This window comes from Pseudomonas sp. SZ40 (genome assembly GCF_052958135.1).
The window spans coordinates 180,452-195,366 of record NZ_JBQWIF010000003.1 but is presented as its reverse complement, the minus strand read 5'-3'; the positions used below and the strand labels follow the sequence as shown (position 1 = coordinate 195,366).

Below are 14,915 nucleotides of genomic sequence, written 5' to 3'. Positions count from 1 at the left end.
CACTAGAACGTGTGGATATATCGATGATACCGGTGTCTTTCCCAATTCGCTCAAGTGCTCGTACTATTGGCGAACAAGGCTCTCACTAGCGTCCCGCTCTGGCAAGCCCGCACATTGGTACTTGGATGAACCGCAACGACCTGCGCCGTCTCGATCTCAACCTGCTGATCGTCTTCGAAACGCTCATGCACGAACGCAGCGTGACTCGCGCGGCCGAGAAACTGTTTCTCGGCCAGCCGGCGATCAGCGCCGCATTGTCGCGGTTGCGCACGCTGTTCGATGACCCCTTGTTCGTGCGCACCGGGCGCAGCATGGAGCCCACGGCACGCGCCCAGGAGATCTTCGGCCTGCTCTCGCCTGCGCTGGATTCGATTTCGACGGCAGTCAGCCGTGCTTCGGAATTCGACCCAGCCACCAGCACGGCGGTATTTCGTGTCGGCCTGTCCGACGACGTCGAATTCGCCCTGCTTCCTGCCCTGCTCCGCCGTTTGCGCTCTGAAGCGCCCAATGTGGTGCTGGTGGTGCGCCGTGCCAACTACCTGCTGATGCCCAACCTGCTGGCCTCCGGGGAGATTTCGGTAGGCGTGAGCTACACCGAGGAACTACCGGCCAACGCCAAGCGCAAGACCCTGCGCCGCAGCAAGCCGAAGCTGCTGCGTGCCGATGTCGTGCCCGGGCCGCTGACCCTGGACGACTACTGCGCTCGCCCACATGCCATGGTGTCTTTCGCGGGCGACCTCAATGGTTTCGTCGATGAACAACTGGCGCGCTTGAACCGCAGCCGCAAGGTGGTGCTCGCCGTGCCGCAGTTCAATGGCCTGGGCACCCTGCTGGCGGGCACCGACCTGATCGCCGTGGTGCCCGACTACACCGCCGCCACTCTGACTGCCGCTGGTGGCCTGCGCGCCGAAGACCCACCGTTCGAAAGCAACAGCTTCGAGATGTCCATGGCCTGGCGCGGCGCCCAGGACAACGACCCGGCCGAACGCTGGCTGCGCTCGCGAATCCAGATGTTTTTTGGCGACCCTGAGAGTCTTTAGGCATTGTCGGGCAGGCTGTTCATCTGATCATTTCTGGCTTTCCACAAACCACGGAGATCCATTCACTTCCAGACGATTGCTACATTGGGGGCACATCTAGGGGCATTCTTTGGATAGTTTGAAAAGGATGCCCCCAGGCTGAAGTCCAACAGCCACTTCTCGAAAAAGTCATACGCTGCTGCTCCCAAACCGCCGTCGAGCGCTATCCGATCACCTCAATTTGAATCGGCCCGAGTTTTCTAGACTCCCTTAAAGCCTCACGCGGCGCGCCCACTCCGACGCCGTGATTGATGCCTGTATAGGCAACCCTCTCAGCGCCATTCAAGAAGCACGCTGATGTAACCGAGCTAACAAAGCTGTCTATTCGGCGCTTGCCGTGTCCTTCATTTCACTCGGTCGGGTGTTCGCTGTGAGAACGTCGTCCTTCGCCGTCACGCTGCCAACAAAACCTCGTGCTTGCAATGCCTCCAGCAATCGTAGATTGGCTGCACTGGACGCCACCTCAATCTTTCTCACATTGGGCGCTAACCGGTCGAAACCTTCCGCTAGCAGCCCAAGCAGGGCTGTCACCTCTACCCACGTGCTGGACGCTAAACATTGGACGAGCATTTCCTGTCGCTGTTCTGACGACAGTCCATCCTCAGCCATGAGCTTTCTAAGTATGGGGGCAAACGAGGCGGGGAAACCCGACGTACCAGCGTTGAGCCAACTGCAGAGCCGGGCAATTTCCATGGTGGCTACGCTGGAGGTATCAAACGTTTCGTGCGGTACAGCAGTCCACAGGTTGATTTTGTCATCTAGTGTTGGCACGCTGCTTTGGCTGAGCGTGAGCACCATTTCGGTGGGCAGTTGGGTAAAGTCGATATGCTCTCGTGCCTGACTCCAGTGCGCAAGGAGATAAGGAACCTCCAAGTTGAGGTCGTATGTGCGGATACAGTCTCGGATCTCAGGAGTGAATGCCAAGAAATCCGCGCTCGCCAGCATCGTCCAGCGTTCTGCTGGCAATCTGCCTAAGGAACCACTTAGGATCACCGGATTATTCAGGTTCAGCCCAGCGAATAGCTCGACAACGGTTTCGTTGTCGACTGCTGGTGTGCTCAGTAGATAACTCTGCAAATCTATATGTCGGGCCTGATTGCTTACCCATAAATGTTGGTTCAGCAATTTTGTGTGGTGCTTGATGAAATCCGCGAAGGCCTCCATGTCTGCCGGTTCGCAACCTTTATCAGCAAGGGCTGGCAGCAAGACGTTGTTGAAGAAAGACCAGACGGCGTCAACTCGCATCGAGACGCGATCATTTGATAGCACAATCGCCCACAGTTTTTGAGGTAAGTCCTCCAAGCGCTCAACCTCACAAATCGTGCGCGCAAACAGCAGGTGCATGCTGGTGGTTTCCGCTACAACGTCGAGCACTTTCAGCAACGTTGAAAGTGACGCGGCTGACTCCTCCAATTCACCCGTTTGACTCAAAAGCACATTTGCCAGCGCGTCAGGCGACTCAAGCAACTGCTCATCAAGGCCCGTAATATTTAGCGCCTTGAGGCGACGGTAAGTGACGTTCGCGCTGCCGTGAGCGGATTTGCTTTGTAGGTCATCGGCAGTTTTGGGGTCACCCTTCTGACAAACTAGGGTAAGCATGTGCAGGTTAAAATCGATACAGCGCCATTCGATCAGTTGCGCAAGATCATCCAGAGGCGTGGTTTCGCCCAAGTGATTGAACTGAACGGGTAAAGTCTTCAACCAGCTCCACCCGCCCTCGCCCACTTTGAGTTGTGGCATCAAGCGCGAGTTATCTTCAAGCGCCTCAATGGCGCTGCGAATTTCAGTGTTCGGATGAACATCGAGTGCCTGCAACTGGTCGGCGGTCAACCCATCCAGGATGGCGCCAATAAGCAACTGCTTCAGGATCACCGTCTCGAAGCGAGGTGCCTCCGTCAGCAGTGCACGGAACAAACCAGGTTCAAATTCAAAGACGGCGCGAACAAAACGATGTGAATTCGGCCCCGAAATCAGTAACTCGGCCGCCTCCGCCATCCTGCCCAGATGATCTTTCAATCCGCTCCTGAAAATGGTCATGAGCAACTCGCGCGCGTGGCTCCAATCGGGCGCGGAGTAGGCGTCACTCACCAGGTAATCGATCAGCGTTGCGATGATACCCCTCCCATCGCCAAGGTCGTCGACATCGAGTTTTTCCACCACTGTCTTGGGCGCGCTGATGACGGTCGTCACGTCCGGAATGGCGCCGCCTCTGAGCCCCAGCAGCAGGTTTTTATCTTCCGCGGTGAGCGAGCCAGGGTAAAAGTAGCCAAAGTAATCTGGGTAATCGGTATCAAGGTAGCCGTGGCGCATCAGGTAGATGACAAGTTCCAGACCCGCTAGATTTTGCAGGATCACTTCTCCATAGCCGTGTTTGGCGGCGCCACGAAAGGTCAGGCGATTGATCAGACTCGACTGTAAACGCTGCTCGGATATCTTTGTATCAATTCTGCCCATCGTTTGCTGGAGCAGGTCATAACGCTTTTGGTAGTTTGTCGAAGCAAGCAGTTCCAATGGTGCATCGGGCACCGACGTCGAGTTTGATATCTGGCTATATCGGTCAAGCGTTATCATCGCTAACTTAGCGTTTTGAGAAAAAATGGTGTCAAAGACGTCATCGCGAACAAACTCGCGCAATGAGTAGTGGCCCGCATCTCGAATGCGCACATGAGAAGCGAATTCAGCACCAGATTTCTCTAATAGCGCCAACCAAACGTGCGTCCGTAGTTCGGCTGCGCTGCTAGCGACTTCCTGCACCTTCCGCTCGCGCTCCTCGCGCAGCGCCTGATAAACACTCTCAGCGTTTTTGTGCAGTTGACTCCGCCATTCGCGAAAGCCATGAAGCGTCTCGTAAATAGGCCCTCGGCGCTTTACCAGCTCGGCATACTCATTCGGGTGCAAGTTGCGAATCGCGATAATCGCAAATAGCTTATTGGGGGCCAGCTTCAAGCCCGACCCCGCTCTCAGAATGCTGGAGAACATGTCAAATTCGTTGACGATATTTTTGATCAAGCGCATGTCATCAATAAAATATGACACGGTTTCAAGCAGATGAGGATTTAGCCCAGTGTCTAACGGCACCCCGTTGAGCTTTCTCAACCCCAGCAGCTCAATCATCTTCTCGCGTGAATTTTCCGAGTTGACAACCGGGATGATCGGAATAATCAGGTCAAAAAACTTGGTTTTCTCACCCACTGCGAACAGTTCATCGCGTAGCGCGTACACAAAGTACACGCGCCGCCGAATCTGTGGTGACTGCTTGATGATGAAATTGATCTCACGCAAACGCGTGAACACATCTTGAATGCCGAAGCGATCCAGGTCTTCGATCACCACCACATTGATATTGCTGCGTTCAAAACAGTAAATAATCTCGTCGACATTTTTGTGCAGCACCGAGCCTTGGTGCGTCGTTTCCAACTTACCGCCCTTGATGGTGAGGCCGTCAATGCTGAACGAGGACAGCAACCTTAGCCCAAAGAATACCAGGTACACGCCGCCCACACCGAGCGCGGCGACCGCCATCCAATCCGGAAGTAGCAACAGCCAGCCGCGTAACCACTCAGGGATGATAATCAGTGGTTTCTCTGCCACGGGTGCATATAGCCTTAGGGCGCACACCATCAGTAAAACGAAGAACGCGGTGTAGCCCCAGAGCGCAGACAATGAGGCTTGAACGATGCGTTTCAAGCGGGTTTTGGGCAGTTGCTTTGATGGCACGGCATAAAGCAACTGCTGAACGATGGCTTCCTCGATTCGCGTTGAAAGATCGGTGTCGCTTGCAGGTTCTGAGGTTAGTTTTTCTGGCGGCCGAGCAGTGGTCTGGCCATTAGCCGCGGGCACCGAGGGGTCTTGGTTGTCCCCAGCCTGGTCGCGCTCCTTGCCAAAGGCGGCTAATGAAATAAACGCAAAGTTGAATTCCGGATGCCTATCCACAAACGTACGGATCACGCTGCTTTTGCCAGCGCCATACTCACCGGTGATCGCGATATTACGCACTTGGTCATTGGCCAGCGCACTCAACAGCTCACGCTCATAGCGTTGCGACGAAGGCAGGTCTAACAGAACAGGCGTCAGCGGCTCGAAGACCGTGGTGCCATTCGGAACCCTCAAAAAATCCTGCGCGGCCTGCAGCGCCTTACGCAACGCAGTGGTGTATCGCCGGTACTGTCCAATGCCCTGGCAAATCATTGCAGTGCCACGTTTATGAACTGAATGGAAAAATGCCACTACAGGCCTGAGCATCCGTGTCTCCTATCTGACGATAAATCTGCCGAGGACACCCCCGCCAAAAGCCCTGATCTGAAATACACAGCCGATAACGGCTGGCCTGCTTTCAGGATCCCAGATGATAGCGCACCGCCATCTCTCTAAGCGATGTGTCTAACCAGACAGGTAAGAAAAATAGCTTCCCACTAGAAGACAACGGCGTGCGCGCCACGGCAGAGACGACTGACTTTTCCAGAGAGCTGCCGCTACTCATCAATCCTTGCGAGGATGATCCTGCTACGTACTTGATGCATAGCCTGGATCCACGGCACCCCCACGGGCCTGATCGTAGCCACAGGCAATGCGCAACAGCTAGCACGCGCCAATTCTTCGATTCACATCTATGGTCTGAACCGTCTGAAACTGTTCCAGGATCGCAACCGTTTGCTAAGGAAACTGCAATTCCTCGGTGATTTGATCACGGAATTGGCTGAGTCGATTACTGCGCTGGAAGAGCCCGCAACACAGCGCCTATTGATGGGCACACCTGCAGCTGGTGTGGCCACGCGCCTTCGCCTTCTCCAAGATCGCTTGCTCTCCGAACTGAGGATACCACCGCGCCGGAAGCCCCATATGCTTCGATTGCCGGTGCCTGGCTTGAAAAGTTTATGGAAGCACTTCGCATTTAAGGTACATCTATACTGGAATATAAACTTTTCTTCGTTATTTCACAGCACTGGCGCGGAGCAAACCCATGGCAACCCCATGCTAGCGAGTCAGCTCACTAAAATCTTGGCTTGATGGTGGCCGACGAGGTATCCAAGGTGCCATAGACCGACTTCGTATTCAGAGAGATATCCAATCTGGAATCATTTGCTGACTTAAGAAAGCAAAGAGACGTCCCTAGGCCAATTGCGTTGCCAACTGCAAAAAGCCAAGCTGCCAATCTACGACCACCTAGACTGACAGCTAGCAACCGCCTTGTCTTGTGCTCCATCACATCTAGTCCCACGACATCCCGGCTAACCGCGCCAACTTTAGTACCGTCAAATTAGTCGATGTCTCATACTCAGCAAGCATTACTATCTGGGCACTCAAGTTAATGAGGAGCGCTCGCCCAGACACGTACTCGGCCATAGGAATAACCTTGACCTAGCGCTCTGAGGCATGCTTGAACGTGTTTGTGCGGAGCTTGCCGAATTCAAAACGACTGGAGGTTCTGGGGAGCGAATTAAAGCATGCTTTCTGGCTACGAGGAGTGTCAGTTGGGCACGCACAAACCGTGAGATCTGACGAAGTACGAGACGCCGTTTCCTAAATCACCACAAAGGAATCATCCCTCCTTCATCAGCCTAGCAGCGCTTCAAAAAAACCTTCCATTTACCCAATCTTCCAAGCTAGCCTAGTGCCTGCTGGCACTTTGCCAAACCACGATGCAGAACATGGAGCTTTTGTAATGGACTTGAAAGTTATGTCAGTGGGAGGGCAAGGAGATCAAAAAAGTGAATATGTTGCACTCCAAGCAACAAAAGACTGCAACCTGAACAACTACATGATCTTTGACGAAACCTACAAAGATGATGGTAGCGCTAGCAATAAGCACCGTCACATTTTCATCTTTCCCGATTGGACAATAAAAAAGGTGAGTTTATATTTCTTTTTACTCGCCCCGGGTCAAATAATAGAGGCGTAACACAGCAGAAAAACCCTGCCAGCTACTTTTACTGGGGGCTGAAATCGTCCGTTTGGAATGAGGAGGGAGACAAAGTTCATATCGTTAAAACCGAAAGCAAAGCTACTTTTAAGGTTCCTAGTATCGCTTAGCTTTTTTTAAAATCAAGAAAAGCCTCAAAACACTGAGGCTTTTCTAAATGCGCGGTCTGATAGCAAATCTTTCCGCATTGCTGTAGCTGCAATAAAGGTTTGAAATGCAGAAGCCGGACTAGCGAGGACGAACTCGGGATCATACGCAAACCGTGCTCGCCATGGCCAACTGCCGTGCACCCAGCGATGCATTTGCATTCTCCTCCAGCTTCGCACGCGACTCTCGAATCGATAGTCACGTTGTACTCTGCTGGATACCCTACCCACCTTGGGGTTCATCGTTCGGGAAATGTATTCGCTACCCAGCGCGTTGGTGACTGGTTGCAAATCGACGAGACAAGGTCGTCATCAAGGCTGGAACGGGTGGAGAAATCGAGTCGGTACCAATCGCAGACTTACGGTCAGTGGCCCCACAGCACTGCGGACACAGTGAAAAGGATTTTCGTATGAATGAGTATTTGCTCCATGACCCCTCTTGGAATGGCCCACTGATCGTCGCCGTACAGCGAGCGATCACCGAGACATTCACCAAATCCGATTGGAATGAGGTTGGGCACCTCACAGGCCTGCACGCCTACATCACAGGCCACAAGCGGCTTTTGCGGAGCCTCGACTGGGGAGACCCGGATTACAGTGACTGCGTGTTTGAAGTGGTCACCCGTATGCAGCATCACAACGGCCAGGCACTGGCGCTACTGATTGAGCATCCGAAGGTACTGCCTCTTTTAGAAGTATCCGTGCCGAACCATCTCCATCAATTAGGAATCAGCGTCGGTCACGTCCGAGCAGTTACGCCCTCGGTAAGCGCTTCTGAGGTTGTACGGCGGGCACTTACGGACGCTGATCAACTCATCGAGACGAATGGTGCACAGAGCGCCGTAGATCGCCTCCATACCGCAATGCACGGCTACCTGAAGGCCGAATGTGCAGCGGCCAGCATTGCAATTCCCCCCGATGCAACCCTGACCCAGGCTTTCAAAGCACTCCGCACCAATCACCCGACATTGGCTGATTTGGGTGCCCATACGACAGATGTTGCCAAAGTACTTCAGTCATTCGCCTCTGTTCTGGATGCATTGAACACCGTCCGCAACCACGGAAGCGTCGCTCATCCAAACGAGCACCTCATCGAGGCGCCAGAAGCCTTCCTGTTCGTCAATGCGGTCAGAACGCTTTTTCATTACCTGAACAACAAGCTTGGACACTGATTCTGTGCACCGGTGGAGGCCGGGGGACCGGGCCACCCTCATTGAAAAGGACAACCATGAGTAAGAAATCGCCTGAGCTAATACCGCTCCTCGACTATTTGCGGATTCATCGTGTCATCCGTAGCGTGCTGGATTCGTATCAAGCAGACACTGCTCACGCCTGCTGGTACTTCAGCATGGCGGGCGCTGCAATTCTCCGTCAGCACTATAGGAGGGAGGCTCATCCCCTCGCGGGCGCAATGTGCCTGATGACAGATGTCGAAGACTCGAAGGTCATGTGCTTCGCAACAATTGAAGATGGCGAAGCCCATAGCAGCCCCAGCGCCTTCCACGCGATGGTTGCGTGCGAAGGCTATCTAATCGACTTTATGAGCCCGATTTTTCCTGAGACGGCTAAATCTTCCCACCACGCATTCACCCCACCAGCCAAGTCCTTTCAGCGAAAATTCGACACCATGAATCCATCCCCCATGGAGCTCGAACAGCCTGGTGATTTTTTCTTCGATCCAAATCCAGTGCTGACCGACAACCTTGTGCGGAAAGTCCTGGAAAGCAGATTTCTCGGCGACGTGATAAAGGGATGCTGTGACTGGTACAGGCGGCCCCCGAAAACAATCCCTCCGACCATCACGGTGGGTGATGAAAAAGGCCAGATGACCACCGTGAAGCTCAAGGATGTGTCAGTAGTCGGTTCTTGGTAAGCAAAACAGGGTTGGGGCAATTTGCAAGGTGGTCCCCGCTGAGATGAACCCCACTCCTCCCACACTGCCCTGGCGACTTTCCGCGTAGCGAGCTACGCGTTCTGCCTGATTGAACAGCAAGGCGAACTAGATCTCTACACCAGCTTCAAGACGGAGCCAGACGAATCACAGTTACGGGAGGAGGCAGACGGTAGGACGTCATCGCACCTAGCGCAAGTGGTTGCCATGTGCCACCACTCAAGTCAGAATGTGCTCAATGGAGTTTCGGTTAGGTCAGATTGAACATGGAAAGGCTGCCAGCACGAGCGCAAAGTACAAGGGTGATCTTCGCCCTAGGTGTATCCGTCGCAGCGCCGCTCATCTCGCGCCTCCCCACTGGCATCAAACATCGCACCACGACTCCCCACTGCAGAAGCACCAACAACCGAGCTCCTTTCACTCCAGCGCGGCCCATGCCCTCCTGCGAGAAAGCGATCGAATCCCACGCGAATCTGTTCTTGTGCCGGCGGCGTTCCCACACGCTCACCCTGCACCATCAAGCTTTCACTCGCAAGACATGATGGCTCCGCAGGCAAGGGCTCGCAGCCACTCAGACTGCAATAGCCAACCACTACACATCAGGCGTTGCTTGTGGCGTATACGACCGCATCAGAAGGCGTTCGATAGACTAGGCTCGCCCCCATCCCAAGCACAGCAGACCTGGGATGAACAACCTTGGAGCATGGGCTGAATTATGAGTTCTGTAGCAAGCAACGATTCCGCAGACCAAAAGAAAGATAGCGATCCCTACAGCGCCGGAGAACAGGGGCTGGGCTACATCTTCCAACCCCGCTTTGCGCTGTACCAGGCATTAGAGCTTCCAGAGGACACCGCGATCCTCATAGAGAAGGAAGATGACCTCGATTTCCTGGAATCCTCCGGAAAGAAGACACTGGCCTCTCTCAAGCACAAGGCTGCTGGTGAACGCCTGACTGACCTGTCTGTCGACTTTTGGAAGTCGGTCAATATCTGGCTAACTCGCTACCAGGCCAATGGGCGAGTTGAGTCTGACTATCAGTTTTTTCTGTTCACCACCTCGTCCGTCGCACCGGATTCATTCTTGAGATTCTTTCTGTACGGCGCCAATACAACGGAGGCTCGGCCCAGCCTTTGGCAACTGACAGAGAACACGCTCGCCACCAGCAAAGCGAAATCGTTCACCAAGATCAAGGAGTTGCTCTCGAAGCTGACAGCGCTGGAGAAAGAGGACTTCGTATCGAGAATCACGATTATTGACAGCACGCCTCGGATTGGCGATCTCCCAGCACTCATCAAAGCCCAGAAAATGCGGCCAATCCGTGCTGAGCACAGAGATGCAGTCTTTGAGCGCCTGGAGGGGTGGTGGAATGACCTGATCATCCAGATGCTCTGCGAGCCGCAGAGCGAGCCCGCATATGCCCGGGACGTTTCAGAAAAACTGTTCAACTTCAGTGAAGAGTACAAGGATGACAATCTCCCGATCACCTTCGAGGACGCGACACCCATATCCCCCATTGATGTGAGCATCGATAACCGGCTGTTCGTTAGCCAACTCCGTGAGTTGAAACTAAGCCCCAGCCGCATTCGAAATGCGATCCTGGACTACTACCGAGCATTTGAGCAGCGCTCAGCCTGGGCAAGGCAGCGCTTGGTGGGCTCTGAAGAAATCATGAAGTATGAACGCCGGCTGACGAATGAGTGGGAGCGCACCAAAGACGTCCTATTCGACGATGATGCACTCGGTGCGTCAATCGAGGACTGCTCTGACCCGGAACTGATTACCGCTGCCAAGAAGCTGTATACCTGGGCTGAGACAGAAGCCCAGAAGCTTGATCACCTGAAAATCCGGGCACGTGTGACAGAGCCTTACGTACTTCGCGGCAGCTTTCAGATTCTCGCTAACAAGCGCCCCTATCCCACCGTTTACTGGCATCCACAGCTTCTGGATCGCCTATCCAAGGCTGCTGGAGAGACCGAATGATTCGCTGGGACGAGCGTCCGTTTGAGACCAAAAATCTGTTCAACCCTGCCTTCTGCGCGATTGTCTTGATCCGTGCGCTCAAGGCCTATGCGGTGATAGATCCCAAGGGGATGCCCTTTTCGATGTCACTGCTTGTATTGCCGCTGAGCCTCCACCACGAATCTCGAAACGCACTGCTCAAGCACTACAAGGGCTACCTGCTCAAAACGGTAGAAACCTACCCACAGATGCAAATCGGACTGGCAGAGAGGGTAACTGAAATGCTGCCGTTCACTTTCGAGGCATTTGCGTTGGCGCACCACACCGATTGCTTCGAGGTTACCCCGCAGGGACGACTCCTGCCGAAAGCCAGGAGGGTTAAAGCAGACATCGAGGGCACCGAGGAAACAGTGGCGTGCCAACGTGCAGCGGCTCTGTTGGGGAGAGAGTTCGCCAAGATTGCAGACAGGGTTACGGTATACACCGCTTTTGGAATTCGACCATGAAAATCAGCTCCATCCATGTATACAGCCACGATGGCCAGCGCCGCGATGTCAACTTCGAAATCGACGGACTCAACATCATTACGGGCCGCTCGTCGACAGGTAAATCCGCCCTTTCGGACATCATCGAATACTGCATGGGCCAATCCAACTTCAATGTTTCGGATGGTGTTATCCAAGACAAAGTATCGTGGTTTGCAGTGATCTATCAATTTCCTGACGTGCAGGTCATGGTGGCGAAGCCGGCCCCACGGTCAGGCGGCGCGAGCTGCAGCCTGGCCATGACGCGTACTGGGGAGTTCGTGCAGCCCCTTGAGTTTTCCGAGCTTGTGGTCAACACGGACGACGTCGCCGTCACCTCGTTGCTGTCACGCCAACTTGGCATTCCGGAAAACCGCACAGAGGTTGCGGAGGAGCACACGCGTAACAGCTATGAAGCCTCCATCAAGCATTCGTACTACTACCTCTTCCAAAGGCAGGGCCTGGTCACCAACAAGGATCAGCTTTTCTATCGCCAGAACGAGCCTTTCCAACCCCAGGCGATCAGAGATACGCTTCCCATCCTGCTGGGCGCGTCCACCAATGAGCGTTACGAGCTGCAGACTAGGCTGCGGACAGCTCAGCGAGACCTGAGAGCCCAGACAAAGCTGCTGGAGCAGGCGAAGCAAGCCGTGGGCAACAACCGAAACCAGGCCATCGCACTGCTGACTGAAGCCAAGGCCGTAGGAATACTCCCTCCAGAGTCCCCCCTTGGGGAGGTCGAGGAGATCATTACCGCGCTCAAAACAGCAGCACAATGGACTCCCGCCAAACCGCACTCCCAGCCTGACGACAAGATACCCACGCTGGAAGCTGAGCTGGCCAAGCTGAGGAAAACCAAGCGCGAGATCAAATCCAAAATTGAGGCCGGCCAAGTGTTCGAGCGGCGTGCCGGCGGCTTCCAGAGTGAGGCATCGGAACATATCGACCGCCTCTTATCCATCAAGTCGCTTCCGAAGAATGCAACAACAGGCGAATGGCAATGGCCTTTTGCAGAAAAGAACTTGGCGATGGACACCCCCATAGCCCAAGCGCTCATCGGCGAACTGGCGTCTCTGGAGGCAGAAATGCAAACAGTGATGGGGCAACGTCCTCAGATTCAGGGCTACCTAGCGGAGGAAAATCAACGCCTTCAGGACAAGACCAAGTCGATTGTCGAGAAGGAAGCGGAGCTGACAGCCGCCATCGCCGCCAATACGGTGCTGGCGAACGCGCAGAAGCAAAGCGACGCTGCAAAGCATGTCGTGGGGCGCATCAGCTTTTTCCTTGAAGGCTTCGTCCCTGACAGTTCGCTGAAACAGCAAGAGGCTGACTATCGCCGTCGGGAAATGCGCGTTCAGGAGCTGGAAAAGGCGCTGGCAGATGTCGATCTGGACGACCGCCTGGCGTCGATCATGAACAGCATCTCGGCACAGTTCAATCTGTACAACAAACGCTTCGAATCTGAATTCAGTGCCTACCCTGCCCGATTCGACCTGAAGAAGCTGACCATCATTTTCGACCGCCCTGAGCGCTCTGTGCCCATGGCTCGGACAGGCGGCGGCGAAAACTATCTGGCCTATCATCTCTCCGCGCTGCTCGCTTTGCATTGGTACTGCGCCAAGAGCAATCGACCCATGCCGCGCTTCTTGTTGATCGATCAGCCGACCCAAGTGTATTTCCCCTCAGAGGAATCCTACAAAGCGGTCGACGGTACGGTATTGAACACTGAGCAATCCGATGCCGATATGGACTCGGTACGCAAGCTGTTCAACTTGCTATACCAGTTCACGGTCGAAGACGTACCAGGCTTCCAGATCATCATCACCGAGCACGCCAATCTACGGGATGACTGGTTCCAGAAGTCTCTGGTCGAGGCACCTTGGAGCAAACCTCCGGCGTTGGTGCCTGAGGGCTGGCCACTCAAGGGTGAAGTGACGTTCTGACGAGCTGTTGAATGCGCCGATCTTCTTAGCGATGGGTACCAAATGCATCCACTTGAGTTGCATCGAACCTAGGCAAAACCGGAAGCTTGAGTGAGTCCTGGCCCCTCGTGCCAGGACAGCCTTCCACTAGGAGTTACCATGACCCGTCTCCGCTTCATCCCCGATCAACTGACACGCTACCCACAAACGAACGAAGCGCTGTTCGCCATTGCCCTATGGCCCGCATTGTTCGCGATTGGCTGCTGGCGAACGCCACAAATCGCCCAGTTTCTGAACGCTCAGGGGGTCGAGATCAGCATGCTGCAGGTATTTCTGGCGGGCTTTGGCGCCTACCTGTTTCTCCTCGCTAAGCACCGCGTGTTCAACCACCGCTATTTCGAGCACCACGCAGTCGATATAGCCTGGCACCGTCGACTGCGCGAGGTTGATCAGGATATGGTTGCAGCAGGCCTTGCTGGCACCGATGCGCATAGGGCCGTGACGAGCGAGATGGCCCAGCTCCGCAAGCAAATGGGCTTCTTGGTCGACGCGGATAACTTCTATCGCAAGCTGAAAGTCTTGATCCGGGTAATGAGCTGGCTGCGCGGTAAGCTCAAGTAACTCAGTTATTTTCCCCTGTAAAGTACAGTCCGGGTTCGCAGCACAGAGCCCGGCCTCTTCGGTACACGATAAGGATGTTGGAGTACACGTCATGACAATCGAGCTAAACACCAAAGCCATCAGAGGGCTCACTCGTCTCGCGCTTCCAGCTGACGATGGTTACATCTACCGGCTTGGGGTCGCGCTGTATGGCTTTGCTTCCCTAAGCAGCTTCATGGCCGAGCTCGCTCACCATATGGATCCGCTCGTGAACCGCACTGAGCTTCAGGCAAGAACGGGCGGCGAGATCCTCAGCGAGTTCCGCAAGTGCGTAAAGAAAGCTAAGGCAACAAAACCGGCGGTCGGGCCTATTGGCCGCGCCGCCGCTGACATGTTCCAAGCACTAAACACCCGGCGCTCGGACATCATGCATGCCTACCCGATCACCAACCAAGCCAGACAGCAAATTCTGCACCGTCGGCTGGACAAGAAAAGTCGCTACTTCGAGGTCACCAACGAGATACTGGAGGAGTTCATCAGCAAGCTACATGACGTGAGCAGCTTGCTGTATGACATTCGCGCCATCATGAAGCCATTGCTTGGCGACCGAGCAGCGGCTGCTAAGCAGTGAGCAACCTGGATGCGTGCTCAGAAGCCTTGGACGCGGATCGCTTCAGCGGGCTAAAGTGGGATGTTGCACAGTTTGCCTGAGAGTCTCTAGCCTTCTCTAGACTGTCGAATTGGTTGTTTGCTGAATCGCTTAGTAGCGATAAACGGGCGGAGCGATCATGAGTCACACCACTTCCTGGGAAACGATCCGTTGCGTGCTAACCGGCCCCATGAGCACTGCGCTAGCTTCTCAACGGTGGAGGG

Annotated in this window: 10 protein-coding genes; 9 read left to right on the top strand and 1 reads right to left on the bottom strand. The window is 54.5% G+C overall.

Annotated elements, in window-relative coordinates; genetic code table 11:
• Positions 1–125 precede the first annotated feature (125 nt).
• Complete coding sequence (locus tag ACT9T4_RS04635) at positions 126–1,040, top strand: LysR family transcriptional regulator (protein WP_499115726.1); 915 nt, start codon at positions 126–128, stop codon at positions 1,038–1,040.
• Positions 1,041–1,400: 360 nt separating this feature from the next.
• Here the strand turns inward: ACT9T4_RS04635 and ACT9T4_RS04630 are convergent, their stop codons facing one another.
• Positions 1,401–5,321, bottom strand: coding sequence for a YobI family P-loop NTPase (locus ACT9T4_RS04630; RefSeq protein ID WP_499115724.1), 3,921 nt, complete (start codon positions 5,319–5,321; stop codon positions 1,401–1,403).
• A 1,420-nt stretch (positions 5,322–6,741) separates the two neighbouring features.
• On the opposite strand from ACT9T4_RS04630, the gene ACT9T4_RS04625 reads away from it, so the two are divergent.
• The 8 genes from ACT9T4_RS04625 (at position 6,742) to ACT9T4_RS04590 (ending at position 14,673) form a co-directional block, all read left to right on the top strand.
• Positions 6,742–6,978 (top strand): hypothetical protein, encoded by a 237-nt coding sequence (locus ACT9T4_RS04625; protein ID WP_499115722.1) that lies wholly within the window; start codon positions 6,742–6,744, stop codon positions 6,976–6,978.
• A 577-nt stretch (positions 6,979–7,555) separates the two neighbouring features.
• The gene (locus ACT9T4_RS04620; protein WP_499115720.1) at positions 7,556–8,317 is read left to right on the top strand and encodes an abortive infection family protein; all 762 of its coding nucleotides are present in this window, start codon (positions 7,556–7,558) and stop codon (positions 8,315–8,317) included.
• A 56-nt stretch (positions 8,318–8,373) separates the two neighbouring features.
• The gene (locus ACT9T4_RS04615) at positions 8,374–9,018 is read left to right on the top strand and encodes a DUF2026 family protein (protein WP_499115718.1); all 645 of its coding nucleotides are present in this window, start codon (positions 8,374–8,376) and stop codon (positions 9,016–9,018) included.
• 733 nt (positions 9,019–9,751) lie between these two features.
• Entirely contained in the window at positions 9,752–11,017 is a 1,266-nt protein-coding gene (locus ACT9T4_RS04610; RefSeq protein ID WP_154905891.1) for an ABC-three component system protein, read from the top strand.
• On the top strand, positions 11,014–11,502 hold the full coding sequence (locus ACT9T4_RS04605) for a three component ABC system middle component (protein ID WP_154905890.1): 489 nt from the start codon (positions 11,014–11,016) through the stop codon (positions 11,500–11,502). Before ACT9T4_RS04610 ends, ACT9T4_RS04605 begins: the two co-directional genes overlap by 4 nt.
• Positions 11,499–13,463 carry a DUF3732 domain-containing protein gene (locus tag ACT9T4_RS04600; protein ID WP_499115715.1) on the top strand — a complete coding sequence of 655 codons (1,965 nt, stop codon included), beginning with the start codon at positions 11,499–11,501 and terminating at the stop codon, positions 13,461–13,463. The genes ACT9T4_RS04605 and ACT9T4_RS04600 overlap by 4 nt, the downstream gene beginning before the upstream one ends.
• A gap of 138 nt (positions 13,464–13,601) precedes the next feature.
• Positions 13,602–14,063 (top strand): hypothetical protein, encoded by a 462-nt coding sequence (locus ACT9T4_RS04595; RefSeq protein ID WP_154905888.1) that lies wholly within the window; start codon positions 13,602–13,604, stop codon positions 14,061–14,063.
• Between the two features lie 91 nt (positions 14,064–14,154).
• Positions 14,155–14,673: a hypothetical protein gene (locus tag ACT9T4_RS04590; protein ID WP_154905887.1), complete on the top strand. Its 519-nt coding sequence runs from the start codon at positions 14,155–14,157 to the stop codon at positions 14,671–14,673.
• Positions 14,674–14,915 lie beyond the last annotated feature (242 nt).